The organism is Microcoleus sp. CAWBG27 (assembly GCF_020883145.1).
In the GTDB taxonomy this organism is placed as follows: domain Bacteria; phylum Cyanobacteriota; class Cyanobacteriia; order Cyanobacteriales; family Microcoleaceae; genus Microcoleus.
Genome location: NZ_JAHREU010000005.1, coordinates 95,355 through 110,319, shown reverse-complemented (window position 1 = coordinate 110,319; position 14,965 = coordinate 95,355). Strand labels below are relative to the sequence as shown.

General features: G+C 49.1%; 11 protein-coding genes. 8 read left to right on the top strand and 3 right to left on the bottom strand.

Annotated features, from left to right (window positions below):
* Positions 1-732: 732 nt before the first annotated feature.
* Complete coding sequence (locus tag QZ938_RS05010; protein ID WP_293348501.1) at positions 733-2,016, bottom strand: ABC transporter substrate-binding protein; 1,284 nt, start codon at positions 2,014-2,016, stop codon at positions 733-735.
* 17 nt (positions 2,017-2,033) lie between these two features.
* Complete coding sequence (locus tag QZ938_RS05005) at positions 2,034-2,327, bottom strand: hypothetical protein (protein WP_293363119.1); 294 nt, start codon at positions 2,325-2,327, stop codon at positions 2,034-2,036.
* Positions 2,328-2,404: 77 nt separating this feature from the next.
* On the opposite strand from QZ938_RS05005, the gene pilM reads away from it, so the two are divergent.
* From pilM to QZ938_RS04965, 8 genes are all read left to right on the top strand, one after another.
* On the top strand, positions 2,405-3,499 hold the full coding sequence (gene pilM, locus QZ938_RS05000) for a type IV pilus assembly protein PilM (protein ID WP_293148917.1): 1,095 nt from the start codon (positions 2,405-2,407) through the stop codon (positions 3,497-3,499).
* 443 nt (positions 3,500-3,942) lie between these two features.
* Positions 3,943-4,860 carry a PilN domain-containing protein gene (locus tag QZ938_RS04995; protein WP_293348503.1) on the top strand — a complete coding sequence of 306 codons (918 nt, stop codon included), beginning with the start codon at positions 3,943-3,945 and terminating at the stop codon, positions 4,858-4,860.
* Positions 4,857-5,672, top strand: a complete 816-nt coding sequence (locus QZ938_RS04990; RefSeq protein ID WP_293148920.1) for a pilus assembly protein PilO — start codon at positions 4,857-4,859, stop codon at positions 5,670-5,672. Before QZ938_RS04995 ends, QZ938_RS04990 begins: the two co-directional genes overlap by 4 nt.
* Positions 5,673-5,975: 303 nt before the next feature.
* Positions 5,976-8,423 (top strand): type IV pilus secretin family protein, encoded by a 2,448-nt coding sequence (locus tag QZ938_RS04985; protein WP_293348505.1) that lies wholly within the window; start codon positions 5,976-5,978, stop codon positions 8,421-8,423.
* A gap of 1,228 nt (positions 8,424-9,651) precedes the next feature.
* Entirely contained in the window at positions 9,652-9,945 is a 294-nt protein-coding gene (locus QZ938_RS04980) for an HU family DNA-binding protein (RefSeq protein ID WP_293148925.1), read from the top strand.
* A 15-nt stretch (positions 9,946-9,960) separates the two neighbouring features.
* Entirely contained in the window at positions 9,961-11,097 is a 1,137-nt protein-coding gene (gene cobD, locus QZ938_RS04975; protein WP_293348507.1) for a threonine-phosphate decarboxylase CobD, read from the top strand.
* Positions 11,098-11,395: 298 nt separating this feature from the next.
* Entirely contained in the window at positions 11,396-12,871 is a 1,476-nt protein-coding gene (locus QZ938_RS04970; protein WP_293332927.1) for an NAD(P)/FAD-dependent oxidoreductase, read from the top strand.
* Between the two features lie 278 nt (positions 12,872-13,149).
* The gene (locus QZ938_RS04965; protein ID WP_293148931.1) at positions 13,150-13,572 is read left to right on the top strand and encodes a hypothetical protein; all 423 of its coding nucleotides are present in this window, start codon (positions 13,150-13,152) and stop codon (positions 13,570-13,572) included.
* On the opposite strand, the gene QZ938_RS04960 is transcribed toward QZ938_RS04965, so the two are convergent.
* A complete protein-coding gene (locus tag QZ938_RS04960; protein WP_293348509.1) occupies positions 13,573-14,811 on the bottom strand; it encodes an FAD/NAD(P)-binding protein in 1,239 nt (412 codons plus the stop codon).
* Between the last annotated feature and the right edge of the window lie 154 nt (positions 14,812-14,965).

Genomic DNA, 14,965 nt, shown 5'->3' with positions numbered 1-14,965 from the left:
TTGCAAATTGTCATAACCTGCATTCAGATCTCTATTCTCTCCCTCTGTGTCCTCTGTGTTCTCTGTGGTTAAATTATTCCCATACAACTGGGAACGATAATATAGCAGTTCTCAGAAAGATTCGCGGACGTTGTTGGGCTTGGGCCCTCTTAGTTTAAGCGGTTATGTAAGCTGTCAATTATACCTCATCTTTTTGATAAAGGCTATATTACTTTTACTAAAGAAGGACTAAAGTCCTCACTACGAACCTAGGATAATAGTTTTAATGCCGATATTGACCTATATATATGGCGGCACAGATTTCCATTATTTAATGATATGTCAAGTTGCCAAAAAAAGCAAGGGGCGGACTCAAAAAAAAGTCGCCCCAGCTTTAACGAAAAACTACCTTTGATTCCAAGCCACCGCCGTATCAGTGACAGCTTGGTCTACAGGTTTTTCACCTAACATTGCCGCTTGCAAATTGTCATAACCTGCATTCAAATCTCTATTCTCTCTCTGTGTCCTCTGTGTTCTCTGCGGTTAAATTATTCCCATACAACTGGGAACGATAATATTAGTTTTACTAAAGAAGGACTAAAGTCCTCACTACGAACCTAGGATAATAGTTTTAATGCCGATATTGACCTATATATATGGCGGCACAGATTTCCATTATTTAATGATATGTCAAGTTGCCAAAAAAAAGCAAGGGGCGGACTCAAAAAAAGTCGCCCCAGCTTTAACGAAAAACTACCTTTGATTCCAAGCCGCCGCCGCATCAGTGACAGCTTGCTCTACTGTTTTTTCGCCTAACATTGCCGCTTGCAAATTGTCATAAATTGCCTTTTGCAACTTCTTAACATCCTTGAGAGGCGGAATCAACAACTCTGCTTTGTCCAACCCAGAAGCGCTGATAATCCTAGCTCGATCGCTCGAAGCAGCATCGGCAGGCACGCTCTTAAAATAACCGTCCTGCAAAGTCTCAACCGTGGAAGGCAAAACATTGGCAGCCTTGGCAAAAGCTAACTGATTTTGAGAGTTAGTTACGTACAAAGCAAACTTGACAGCATCATCAGGGCGCTTGCTATCGCGAGGGACAACTAAATTCATTACTGCCACAGTTTTCTTGCCAGTTTCTCCGGTAATTTGAGGCGCAGCAGTTGAAACAGCACCAATACTCGGAGCATTCTCGGCGATCGCCTTTAAAAACTGAGGCCCGGAACCCAACAAAGCAGTTTCTCCAGCTTGATAAAGCTCGATCGCCCTCCGGTGTCCCTGCACCAAAACATCCTGCGGTAACAGCCCGCCTTTGTACAAATCAACCCAATACTGAAAAACAGCTTTGCCCTTAGCTGTATTAAAAGCAGCCTTACCTTGAGCGTCCACCAACGGCACACCCATCTGCACGAAAGATTGCAACACTTCCGCCGAATCCTCCGGTACAAAAGTCGCAAAAAAAGCAAACTTACCAGTTTTCTCTTTTACCTGTTTTGCAACAGTTGCTAACTCGGCATAGGTAGCCGGAGGCTTGGTAATTCCAGCTTTTTTAAACAAATCCGTATTGTAAATAGTTACCGGAGTTGTCAGATACCAAGGAATGCCAAACGTCTTGCCCTCAAGTACACTAGCTTTCCAGATATTTGGGAGATAGCTCGATCGCACTTGCTGCGAAATCCGAGAGTCCAAATCCAGCCAAGCATTGCGCCCCGCCAACAGCGAAGCAAAATCAGGATTCAGGTTCACCACATCCGGCGCAGTTTTCGCCGACACAGCCCCCAAAATCTTGCTTTCCATCGCCGACCAAGGCACGTCTACCCAGCGCACCTTCACTCCGGGATTTTCCGCTTCAAAACCGGCGATCGTCTTGTTGAAATACTCAGTAAACTGAGGTTGCAGTTGCATAGTCCAGAACTCGATCGCGTCCGCATTGTTGGTCTGGGAATTAACAGCCGGCTTGCTGCAACTTACCACCGCAGCCAGCAGCAGCCCCACCAGCCCAAAAACAGCGAACAGTTGCCAAGATTTACGTTTCATAGGATTTAATTTGAGATTCAAGGTTGGCTAAGGAGAAAACAAGCATCGCCCTCCCAAAACCCGAGAGACTTAAGCGCCAGAGTTTGGCGTGCGGGCTTTGGGAGGGAGAGAGTCGGTTTTGCTGCATAACCGGCAGTTTTCGGTCGATCGAGTTTAAATTTGTTGACATTCGCAGCAGAATAGCTATTGTCAAGTAAATTGGATAGCATAAAATCGGAACTGGCGATCGCGCCACAAAGACTGTGCAGCGCAGAATCAGGCGGGATACCGAGATCGCTGCGATCGCAGTATCGGCGGGAGTTGGAAACCAATCTTCCAACAGCCAACAGCCCAATCAGGCTGGCAAGCGTACAACATAAAAAATACCAATTACCGACGACCCAATCCTATGGTTAACTTTTTCAAAGATCTACTTTCCCCACGCAAGCCAGGAATCGGGATCGAAATAGCCCCAGACCGCATCAACATCATTCAGCTCGAAAAGAAAACTCAGGGATTAAAACTAGCCACTTTGGCTTCAATAGAAGTTCCAGAAGACATGGTACAAGAAGGGCAAATAGTCGATCCGCCTGGAATTGCAGAACTAATACGCACTCTCCTCGCCGAAAACAAAATCAAAGCCAAGAAAGTAGCCACAGCCATTCCCGGCCGCGAAGCCGTGATCAGGCTAATTCCAGTTCCCGCAGAACTCAACGAAGAAGAACTCCGGGATTACATGAACGCAGAAGCAGGGCTGTACTTGCCGTTTCCCAGAGAAGACGCCGACGTAGACTATCAAAAAATAGGCCTATTTGTAGATGACGACGGCGTAGAAAAAGTGCAAGTGGTATTAGTTGCAACACGCAGAGAAGTTACCGATACCTACATCGAAACATTCAAAGAAGCCGGACTGGATATAGACGTACTAGAAGTAACCAGCTTTGCCCTGATCCGCACCCTCAAAGACCAACTGCAACAATTTTCGTCCCAAGAGGCCGCAGTTCTCACCGCTATAGAATTTGACAGTACCGAGTTAGCTATAGTAGTGGACGGCATACCGCAATTTAACCGTACCATCCCGATCGGCACCTACCAAATCCAGACCGCCCTCAACCAAGCCATGAACCTGCCTCCCACCAGAGACACCAGCGAACTGCAAGGCATGACCCTGCCAGTCACAGACACAATGGGCGCGTCTGGAGACACCAATCCCGGCACCAATGCGATGATTAAAGTATTGGGAGAACTAGCAGACGAACTCCGCCGCTCAGTAGACTTTTACCTCAACCAGAGCGAAGAACTCGAAGTAGCACAACTGTTGCTAGCAGGGCCAGGAGCTGCGATCGGCAAACTTGACGAATTTTTCATGCAAAGATTAAGCTTGCCGGCATCTCAAGTAGACCCAATCGAAACCCTAGGACTCGAAATCAGCGAAGAAATTAGCCCAGAACAGCGAGCAGGCTTAGGAGTAGCCTTAGGTTTAGGACTCAGGGAGGTTATGTGACCTAAGAGTTTTAGATAATAGAAAAACAGATTTGAGAATTTTAGGAAAAAGCTTCTTCCGCAAAAAGAAGCCCCCTGATGCACAAGGTAGAATATTGGAGGTAAAAGGTAAAAGGTAAAAGGTAGAATATCGGAGGTAGAAGCAACCACTTCCTTCAGTAGAAGGCAGAAAGTTGTTTCTTTCTTCCCTAAATAAATCCTTCACTTATACCGGCAATCTGGCGCTCTGTCTAAAATCTAAAATTTCAAATTAAAATCTATAGCAACAGCCAAGACGGTTGGGACGTTCTTAATTGCTCAAACCATGCGGCAGATGGCACCTTCCATAGGATTTCCTCCTTCTTCCTTCTCTCCTAAATAACTAAAACCTTCTTCCTGACATCCGTTACATCCGTTACAGAATTCCTTGCCGAACTTCCTTCTGCTATAAAATCGAGTGAAGCCATGTACAGCCTAGATATTAATTTTCTCAACGATCGCCCCGACTACAAACCAGTCACAGCAGCCAAAAGCTCAGCTAGAAGAAGTTCCGGGGGAGCCAAAGACCAACTGCCCCTAATTGGGGCGGGGCTGTTTGCCTTGGGTCTCAATGCCGCCGTCATGGGCACCTGGTGGTGGGCGACCAGCCAAAATAGCAGCTTGGCTACAGAACAAGCAAACATCGAACAAGAACTGGCAAGGTTAAGCACTCAAGCCAACGCCATCAAAGCCATCAACGCCGAAACCGACAAAGTTACCGCCGAATACAAAGCATTAGCCGGAGTATTCGACCAAATTAAACCTTGGTCAGCGATGCTGCAAGACCTGAGTGCCCGCACTCCCGCCGGAGTGCAAATTGCCAAAATCGAGCAAATCGACCCCAGTCCCTCCCCCGTTGCCGCAGCACCCCCTCCGCCCGCAGCAACTCCCGCCGCATCCCCCGGCGCGAGTCCATCCCCCGGCGCGAGTCCATCCCCAGCCAGCCCCACCCCGGTGGCTGCTCCTATCCCAGTCGCCCCGCCACAGGCGGCAAAAGTACAAATTTCAGGGATAGCCAGTACCTTTGCTCAAGTTAACGACTTTATGCTTCTAGTCCAGCGCTCTCCTTTCTTCCTCAACACCGATACCAAACTGGTAGCGGCCACATTAAAAAGCAACCCCACCCAATTACAAGTACGCAACCCAAACGCAGCAGCAGCAGAACTTCCCAAACTGCGGCCGGTGGTGGAATATAAAATTGAAACAACGCTCAGCCCGACTGGCGCCTCCGAGTTGCTCCCCGAGCTGCGGAGCAAGCAAGCAGACGGGCTAGCAATACGGATAGAAACACTTCAAGAAAAAGGAGTGCTAGAACCACAAAAAACAGAGGTGAAAAAACCATGACAGCAGAGTTTATTCCCAGCGGGGCACAAGCAGAAGAAGCAGGGACTCAGGAAATATTCGGCATTAAGCTGACACCCCAAGTCCAAGCAATAGCCATCGCGGTTCTCGGCCTCGGAGTAGCCGGCTACATCGGCTCCCAGTTCGTACTCCCCGAATTCCAAAAAAGCGACGAAATCAAGCAAAAAATTGCCGCCAGCAAGAAAACGCAAGTCGAATTGCAAACTCTAATTCTCAAAAAGTCAGAAGCACAAGCAAAGCAAGATGAAGCCAAACAGCGCCGGGCCAACGTGACGGCAATGTTTGCCAGCGACGCAGGTTCCAACACGCTGCTGCTTGACATGAACCAACTGGTTAATCGCATCAACGCCGGCGTGCAAGGGGACGACCTCAAGGCTAAAATTACCAAATTTGAGCCGGATGTCCCGCCAGCAGGATCGCCAACACCCGTGCCGGGAGCCCCTGACCCTGATATTCTCAGCGATACGTCCTTCGGGCCGTCCCTGGCTGGCAAGCTCAGACGCAAAAAATACAAGTTAGAGTTTGAAGGCAGTTTCGCTCAAACCCGCAATTTCATGCGTAACTTGGAGTTGATGCAGTCGCTGTTGGTAGTGAGGAATTTGAAATCTGAATTGCTAACATCAACTGGGACACTAAATGTCGATTTTTTGAAGGGAAGAATAGTCCCTGTGGAGCAGCCGCAAACTAAAATTAAAACGACTTTTGACTTGCACGCACTGCTGCCGTTAAAGCAAGAAGAAAAACCGCCAACTCCGGCTCCAAGTCCTGCTGCTCCAACTCCTCCTGCTAAGTAGCAGTAGTTGGTCAGATATTAGGTATTCTGAGTCGCTATAGCCTTTCGAGATCCCATATGAGGGACTCGTGGGCATGGGCCAAACAGGGCATAGGGCATGGGTAGAAGTCCCCATACCTCACAATGCTTGAGAACCGAAGAAGGCGTTCTCAAGTAATTCAGGTACTCACGATCGCAATTGGCAATTCCCTTCTACGAAAAGCAACCAATAATGCTATAAATGCCCCATGCCCCATGCCCCATGCCCCATGCCCCATGCCCCATGCCCCATGCCCATAAATAATATAAGTGTAGAGGAGAGAACGTGAAACAGCATCTACGGTTAAGTGGAGGACTCTTGAGCAGCGTTGCCGGAGTTCTGATCGCCCAAGCGCCCGTCTCGGCCGCGCCGACTAAAGTCACAGGAGTGCAAGTAAGTCAAGCTAATAATGGCGTAAGTATTGTTCTAGCTACCGAAAAGGGCGATCGCCCGCAAGTTTTTGCCATCAACAACGGCAATACCTACCAAGCCACAATTACCAACACCCAGCTCCGCCTGCGCCAAGGCAACAGCTTCCGCCAAGATAACCCAGCTCCGGGCATTTCCTCAGTAGAAATCACCCAGGTAGAAGCTAACAGCATCCGCGTTGTAGTGGCAGGCACCAACGGAATTCCCAACGGACAAGTTGTCCCCGGACAAGGCCAAAACATCGTCCTCAGCGTTGCCGGACAGGGCGGGACAGCCCAGTCTACCCCAGCAACACAGGCTGCATTGCCCTCGCTAAACCAAGCCCAAAATGTACCTCCGCCGCCTCCAGGACTGCCGCTAAGCCCAACAACTTCCCGGCCTGCCCCCGTCCGCACGTCGCAAACCCCGGGCGTGATGCTGCAAAATCCCGAAGTTACTATTACTAGGAACGATCGCCCGCCCCTCCCCAGCGAAATACAATCTCAGAACAATCAAGCTCCGTCTTTCCAGCCGCGGGCTGTAGCGCCACCCTTGGGAGATATCGCGGTTTCTAACATCGCGCCGGCAGGGGCAAATATTGAACTGAGTTCGGGAGAACGCATCCCCCGTTTGGTGCTGCGCGATGCCCCAGTCCGCGACGTTTTAGCTCTGCTGGCCCGCGCAGCCGGATTGAACATTGCTTTTACAGGCGGCGGGGCCCCCGGCCAACCGGGCCAAGCCGCTCCAGCAGCACCGGGAGCAGCAGGAGGCGCCGATGAAGGGCCGAAAATTTCCTTGGACATCGAAAACGAGTCGGTGCAAGATGTTTTCAACTACGTGCTGCGGATCAGCGGGCTGCAAGCCAACCGCGTCGGGCGCACGATTTTTGTCGGCTCTAATTTGCCTCTCGACTCCCGCAATATTATCGTTCGGACGCTGCGACTCAATCAAGTCAGATCTACGGATGCAGCTAACTTTTTGAGCGCTCAAGGTGCGGAAACTCAATTGCCGATTACTCGGGTGACTATTCAAACCGTGGGCCAGGGAAATGCGGCGCGGGATGTGGAAATTCGGGAACCGGACATTAAGGCAATTGGCGCTAAGGATGGCAACGGGCCGCTCTTGCTGAGGGGACTGTCGGTGCTGGCGGATGCGAGGCTCAATTCGATCACTTTGGTGGGCGATCCTCGCAAAGTTGATATTGCGGTAGCTTTCTTGACTCAGCTAGATTTGCGCCGCCGTCAAGTGGCTGTCAACGTCAAGGTGATCGATGTCAACTTGCTGGGAAACAACAGAAGTAGCAGCAGTTTCTCTTTCGGAATTAATAACAATTTCTTTGTCAATGACAACGGAGTAGCAAGTCTCAATTTTGGTGGCATCAATCCGCCCGGTGGGACTACCCTTGGGGGGATCAATGCTCGGCCGATCGTCCCGAACCCCCTAGGAAATCAGGAACCTTTCTACGATCCGAACGGCAATTTAATCAACGTACCCCTGACAGGTTCTCCTGTTAGAGATCGGAATGGTAATTTAATCCCCGGCTCTAGTGGCGGGTTGTTCGTGCAGCCGACAGCGCCGATCACTAATGACCCCTCACGAGTTGGGATTAGCACTTACGATCCTGGCTCGGCTACCGCTGGCGGAAGTGCAACTTTCGCGCTGTTCCCGCTGTTCCAATACCCGAGGAGGTTCCTGTCGGCGTTGCAAGCAACTATTGAAACCCGGAATGCCAAAATCCTTACCGATCCAACTCTGGTGGTTCAAGAAGGAGAAACGGCGAATGTGAATATTACTGATGAGGTACTCAGTAACATCACTCAGCAAACGCAGACTACGGGAAATACAAGTACCACAACCACGACGGCAGTGAAAGATAAGGCCGGTTTGCAGTTGGGTGTGGCGATCGATCGGGTTGACGATAATGGCTTTGTTTCTTTGCGGGTGAACCCGGTTATCAGGACACCTGGCCTCGAACAACAACTGTCTACTGGCGCGAACACCAATATTATCAGGCTGCTGGGCGAGCGATCTTTGCAATCGGGGTTAATTCGCCTGCGGGACGGTCAAACTTTGATTGTTTCCGGGATTATCCGCGACGAAGAACGGATTACAGCAAACAAGATTCCGATTTTGGGAGATTTGCCGATTATCGGTTCGCTGTTCAGGAGAACCAGTAAGGACAACCAGCGGGCAGAGTTGATTGTATTGCTGACTCCCCAGATTTTGGATGATAGCGATCGATCGAACTTTGGCTACCAAAACAACATCAGTCCCGACGCCCGCCAACTGTTGCAGCGCAGTCAACCCGTTCAGCCCAGACAGTAGGCATGGGGTATCGGGCATCGGGCATCGGGCATCGGGCATCGGGCATCGGGCATCGGGATGAAGGAAGACGTTTCAACTTAAGGTCAAAAGTAGTGCCGGCCTGCTGTCTGACGATTTGCCGAGTCTCGATCCCCCCTAACCCCCCTTAAGAAGCAGGGTGGATTAATTGTCAGGATAGGAGATATAAAACTACCAAAAGTATCGCTCAAAGGTCGGCTCGCGCGATCGGCCAAGGTACGTAGTTGCGCTTGGGCGCTCTTTATAAGATTAAGAAAGAGCGCAAAGATCGCAACTACGTACCTAATTTGTCTGACGACAATAAAACCGCCCTGCCTAACCCCCCTTAAGAAGGGGGGGACAAGAGCGTCGTCCAAGTCCCCCGACTATCCGGGAGAGAAGAGCGTCGTCCAAGTCCCCCGACTATCTGGGAGAGAAGAGCGTCGTCCAAGTCCCCCGACTATCCGGGGAGAGGGACAGGATTCTTCTCAAAGTCCCCCTTCTTAAGGGGGATTTAGGCGGATCTAGACTCGGCTATAAACGAGAGATACAAACGACTATCCGGGGAGAGGGACAGGATTCTTCTCAAAGTCCCCCGACTATCGGGGGGATTTAGGGGGATCGAGACTCGGCTATAAACGAGAGATACAAAGGTTTTTAGGCGATTGGTGACACGAATGGGAAGAGAGAAGAGGTTCGAGGAAAAGAAATTTTTCTTTTCCCCTTGACAATTCAGACTTTATTCCTTTTAATTCACCTTCTTTCTCTCAGAAGCAATCAGGAATCAGGAAAAAAAGTTTTGTTTAACCCTTGACAAATGACATTTTATTCCTTCTATTTCTGCTTTTTCCCTCATTTCAAATCCACGGAGGCGAGAAATCTTCTCTCCAAAGAGGTATTTTTTTACCGAAATTTAGGTATTAATTTAAAAAATTGTCCAAATCCATATAAATTAAAGGTTCCACCGATCCATAACGGTCGGCAAGACTTTAGAATAATGCAGTGAAAATTAGATGCTGTCGGGTTTTCAGCAACTAAAAACGAAAATTCCTTTTCTGACCAATTACCCTAGGGTAATTAGTATTCAGCAGGAGTTCTTAATTGGGGAAGCGGGCTGGAGTAATAGGGGACAACCCAAACGCTCCCAACCCAAACTCCAATACAGTTACAACTCACAGCTAATAGTTGAACTCTGTTTAACGTATTTTGCAAATCCCAGAAGGAGTTCGGAATGAACAAAGGTGAATTGGTTGATGTAGTGGCCGAAAATGCTAGTGTCACGAAAAAACAGGCAGATGCCGTTTTGAGTGCAGCCTTGGAAGCAATCATGAAAGCTGTCTCCGACGGCGACAAGGTGACATTGGTTGGTTTTGGCTCGTTTGAGTCGCGGGAACGCAAGGCCCGGGAGGGTCGCAATCCCAAAACTGGCGACAAGATGGAAATCCCGGCAACTAAAGTTCCTGCATTTTCCGCAGGTAAGTTGTTCAAGGACAGAGTTGCACCGCCGAAAGAACCCAAAATTTAATTGGTGAACTGAGTCTTGATTAGACCTGTACACGGTGGGAATTTAGCTTGGGCAGCCGCATTGGCTGGCTGCCCTCCCTCTGCTATTCTCGATTTTTCTGCCAGTATCAGTCCTTTGGGCCCTCCTGAGTCTGCCCTGGCTGCGATTCAAGCTCATTTGAGCAGTCTCACGGCTTACCCAGACCCGGATTATGGAGAGCTCCGGACTGCTTTGGGTGAGGCATTGAATGTTGATCCGGATTGGATTTTGCCGGGGAATGGATCGGCGGAATTGTTGACTTGGGCGGCTTGGGATTTGTCGAAGCTGGAGGCGACTTATTTGGTGACTCCGGCTTTTGGCGATTACTGGCGAGCTCTTTCGGCTTTCGGCGCGCAGGTGCTCGATTGTCCTTTGGATCTGAAATCGTTGAACCCGGAGACGGGTAACGGGTTGGTAACGGATGATTTATCGGTTTCTAACGGTTCCCTTGTCTCTCCTTCTTTGGCTCTCCCGGTTCCTCTTCCTCTCGGTGCCGATCGAGCTTTGCTGCTAAACAACCCTCACAATCCTACGGGTTTGCTCTTCGGTAGGGAGGCGATTCGGCCTTATTTGGAGCAGTTGGGTATGGTGGTGGTGGATGAGGCCTTTATGGACTTTCTACCGCCAGCAGAGCAGCAAAGTTCGATCGCTCTTGTTGAGGAATTTCCGAATTTGGTGATTTTACGATCGCTCACCAAATTCTATTCTCTGCCGGGACTGCGGATGGGATGTGCGATCGCCCATCCCGACATCCTGCGTCGCTGGCAGTTGCTGCGCGATCCTTGGCCTGTGAATGCCTTGGCGGCGGCTGCGGCTGCTGCTATGGTGCGAGATGCTGCTTTTGAGCGGCAAACTTGGGATTGGCTGCCTGTGGCTCGGCGAGAGCTGTTTGAGGGTTTGGCTGATTTACCCGGTTTGCGGCCAATGGCTGGGGCGGCTAATTTCTTGTTAGTTGAGTCGTCGGTGTCGGTGGCTGCAATTCAAAAAAGTCTGTTGCAACAACACCGGATTTTGATTCGAGATTGTTTGAGTTTTCCTGAGTTGGGCGATCGATTTTTCCGAGTCGCCGTGCGCGGGAGGGCGGACAATCTGCGATTGATTGCTGGACTTGCCGATGTCTGTTGTCAGTTGTGAATCCCCTGATGTTGCTGGGAGTGCGAGATGTTTCTTGCATTGCGAGAGAGATGCTCGCACTCTTATAAATTATTTGGAAGTAATAATATATTCTCGCTCGCGCTGTTGATTGATTTTTTGAACGAACCGCGAAGACGCGAAGGACACGAAGAAGGAGAAGAAGGAGAAGAAGGAGAAGAAGGAGAATAAAGAAATAGAAATATAAAGATTCGCTGGTATTTTTAAGCTTGCTATGACAAATGACAAATGACAAATGACAAATGACAACTGACAACTGACAACTGACCACTGACTATTTATGCTTGATTATGATTTAGTGATTATTGGTGGAACAGCAGCCGGACGTTATGCTGCTTTGACTGCAACTAATTTCCCGGCTCGCGTTGCTTTGGTGGAACCGCTCAGTAATTCCCAAGATTTGCCGGCGGGGGGGAAAGAGTCGATCGCCCTGGGTTTGAAATACAACCAAACTTTGAGGGAGGCTGCTCGTTTTGCTCACCAGATTAGCCACCCACAGTTCGGACTTCGCCCAGATCTGGCTAATTCCGAAATGCCGATCGCATTGCAGTTTAACGGGGTTAAGAAGTGGGCTGACGGCGTTGTTTCTAATTTGTCAGAAATTGACGATCTTGGCGTTTTAGCTGCTCGCGGGGTTGATATTATTTTTGGTAATAGCGAGTTTGTTGCCAAACCGAATTTGGCTTTGATTGCGGGCGATCGGAAATTGCGATCGCGCTGTTATTTGCTAGCTTGTCCAACAATGCCTGCAATTCCCAATATTGAAGGACTTTCGTCTGTCGGCTTTTTTACTTCCGAAACAGTCGGGGAATTAGCAAAACTGCCAAAGTTGCCGAAAAGTTTGGCTGTAATCGGTGCAGATCCCAGCGGTGTCGAAGTGGCTCAGATTTTTTCTCGGCTGGGCGTTGCTGTGACTTTGGTGGTGAAAAGTTCGCAGATTTTGGCTAAAGAAGACCGCGAGGCTGCTGGTTTGGTGCAAGCTGGAATGGAAGCTGAAGGAGTGCGGATTCTGACTGCGACTGAGGTGACTCAAGCTAGGATGATTGACGGTAAAAAGTGGATTCAAGCTGGGCCAAGGGCGATCGAAGCTGAGGAGATTTTTCTCGCCGCTGGCCGCGGACACAATTTTGCATGGTTAAATCTGGAAGCTGCTAGGGTTAAATTTAACGATCGCAGGTTGATTTTAAATGAAAAGCTGCAAACAACTAATTCTCGAATTTACGCTTGTGGCGATGTTGCTGGCGGTTATTCGTTCCCTCATATCGCCAATTGCGAAGCTGCGGTGGCTGTGAAAAATGCTTTGTTTTTGCCGATGTTTCACATAGATTATCGCGGAATTCCTTGGGCAGTTTTTTCCGATCCGCAGTTGGCGAGAGTTGGCTTGACAGAAGCGCAAGCAAGGCGACGTTTTGGAGACGATCTGATTGTGGCTCGGGAATATTTCAAGAATGTTGAAAGAGCTCAAATGTCCGGGGAGACAACGGGTTTTTGTAAGATTGTCGGGCGGCGTGACGGGGAGATTTTGGGAGCGACTATTGTGGGCCCGCAAGCTGCGGAGTTGATTCATGCGATCGCCTTTGCTGTGCGTCACGGAATGAAGGTTGAGGCGATCGCCGAACTTCCTTATATTTGGTCGAGTTTTTCGGCAATTAACGGTCAAACTGCTGCTGTTTGGGAGTCGCAGCGTCTCCGCAGCAATACTTTTATGCAGAATTTATGGGAGAATTTGTTTCACTGGCGCAGGTATTGGAATTGATAGTTTTGGGCATGGGGCATTGGGCATTGGGCATGGGGCATTGGGCATTGGGGTGCGGGTAGTCAGAAACCGGGTTTTTTGGGAGAATGCTTTGTTATGGCGTGCAAATTGGGAAAAAAACCCGGTTTCTGAATGATTAAACCGCAGAGGCCGCAGAGAGCGCAGAGGAAGAGAAGAGAGAAAAGCCCTTGATTTAGTGGCCGATTATGAATATGATAATCAATATCAAAACTTGAAATACAGTCTAGACACACTACTAACTACCCGAGGTTTGATTCATGGATTGCAAAACTGCTACTTTGGTTTACGAAACAGGAAATCCCCTGGAAAACATTCGCAAGATGTTTCCCGAAGCTTGGCAATTTTTGACAGCTCAGTCTGCTGCTTTTGTGGCTGGTAAAGATGATGCTTTTGATGCAGAGATTAAAAAGTCGATCCTCTCCGAGGGCTGCGCTAACGGCAAAACGCCTTTTGAGTTCAGAATTACTCACCGCGACGATACTGAACAATTGACAAAAGATATCTCTGAATTGTTGGGCGATATCACTTCTCGCTTACTTTTGGAACAGCATTTTTCTCAAGTTGTCGGTCGTCCTATTTATTTCAGCACAATTTGCTGCTCCAGTCACCTGACAGCCGATCGCGAATTGACATTAGACGAAGTTTTGCCAATTCAGCGGGCTGCGGTTAAGTTGCAATAGTTAAGCTGTTGTTTTAATTATTGCGGGCGAGAGTGCAACGCTGGATTTGACGATCGCTGGTACAATGCGATCGCACGCCATTCTCGCCCCTGAAAGGTTTCTCGCCACTGGGCCAACTTGCAGCGCTGCTAAACCACCAGTTACAAATAATTCGCATCCAGCCCAACGCAGGTGTTTGTCTAAAACTGGCAAACCTTTAACTATTTCAATGGGATGAGTTTCTAGCATTTCCTCGAACAAAGGATCGGCTGTAATATCTAATTTAGTGCCAGTTGCCAGCCAAATGCGATCGACAAATAACATCTCCCCACCGCTACAATCCACAGTCCATCTGTTATTTTCCCACCGAACTCCAACAACTTCGCACTCTTCGTGAAATTTCAGCTTTTGGCTGTGAGACAACCTGCGTAACTGCGTCATGATTTCCGGTGTCATCGAGCCGCCATTGCGAGCTTCTTGAATAGCTTCCCAACGTTTATGACAATCAGCTTCAGCGGCGAATCCTTTCAGGTATTTTGGCCCCAACCAACCGGCTTCGGCATCAAATAGTTTTTCTTGGCAATAGCGCCGCGTCATTAACAAAACTTTTGCTCCTCTAGCAATTGCTCCTACTGCTAAATGTCCGCTAGTTAGCCCGCCACCGACAATTAATATTTGTTCTCCTGATAATTCTAAATTTCGTAAATCTACTTGGCTAGAGTGGCGAATTCTTTCGGCGGGATGCTGTGTTTTAATTTGATTTACCCAGGCTGGGAAATTCAGTTTTCCGCCGCCTGTGGCGACAATTACTCGGCGGGCGATCGCACTTTTGCCATCTTCAAACCACAGCCGAAAACGGTCAGATTTCGGCTGAATGCGAGTTACTTTTGCTTTGATAACTCGATCGCCCAAATCCCACCGTTTAACTGTATCAGCGCAAAATTCCTCAAATAACCGACTTCCTGGCAAATCGTAGGGGGGAAACAATTCGGAGGAGCGATTTTCGGCAAACCTCCGCAATTCGTAAGGGTTGGGATCAGGGTGGTGCACTGCGGGCGATCGCAAATGCCCAATTTCTAAAGCTGCAAATTGCCTCCGCCACTGTGTCAGCCATTCGCCGCTCGGATCGAATGCTAAAAGTTTATCCCGCAGGCAGTTGCGTTTTTGCAAAATGTGTGCTGTCAGAGTCAGGGCGTGGGGCCCAGCGCCGATTAAAGCTAAATCAATTTGGGGCGGCGTAGCTGCTGATGTCGCTTGCATGGAGAATTGCTGATTTGCGAATGATAACAATTCTCATTATAGGTCGATCGAGCATTTCCGCTTGCAGGTTTCCAAATAGACTGTATTCCAAGCATTCGCTCTCAATTCTAGGAATTATCTGCGTTAATCAGTGTTAAGGAGCCTCATATCTGCG

Bases quoted from the DNA above. Each gene is read 5' to 3' on its own strand.
- QZ938_RS04965 (WP_293148931.1), top strand. From the start codon at position 13,150: ATGGATTGCAAAACTGCTACTTTGGTTTACGAAACAGGAAATCCCCTG.
- QZ938_RS05010 (WP_293348501.1), bottom strand. From the start codon at position 2,016: ATGAAACGTAAATCTTGGCAACTGTTCGCTGTTTTTGGGCTGGTGGGG.
- QZ938_RS04980 (WP_293148925.1), top strand. From the start codon at position 9,652: ATGAACAAAGGTGAATTGGTTGATGTAGTGGCCGAAAATGCTAGTGTC.
- QZ938_RS04990 (WP_293148920.1), top strand. From the start codon at position 4,857: ATGACAGCAGAGTTTATTCCCAGCGGGGCACAAGCAGAAGAAGCAGGG.
- QZ938_RS04960 (WP_293348509.1), bottom strand. From the start codon at position 14,811: ATGCAAGCGACATCAGCAGCTACGCCGCCCCAAATTGATTTAGCTTTA.
- QZ938_RS04970 (WP_293332927.1), top strand. From the start codon at position 11,396: ATGCTTGATTATGATTTAGTGATTATTGGTGGAACAGCAGCCGGACGT.
- pilM (WP_293148917.1), top strand. From the start codon at position 2,405: ATGGTTAACTTTTTCAAAGATCTACTTTCCCCACGCAAGCCAGGAATC.
- QZ938_RS04995 (WP_293348503.1), top strand. From the start codon at position 3,943: ATGTACAGCCTAGATATTAATTTTCTCAACGATCGCCCCGACTACAAA.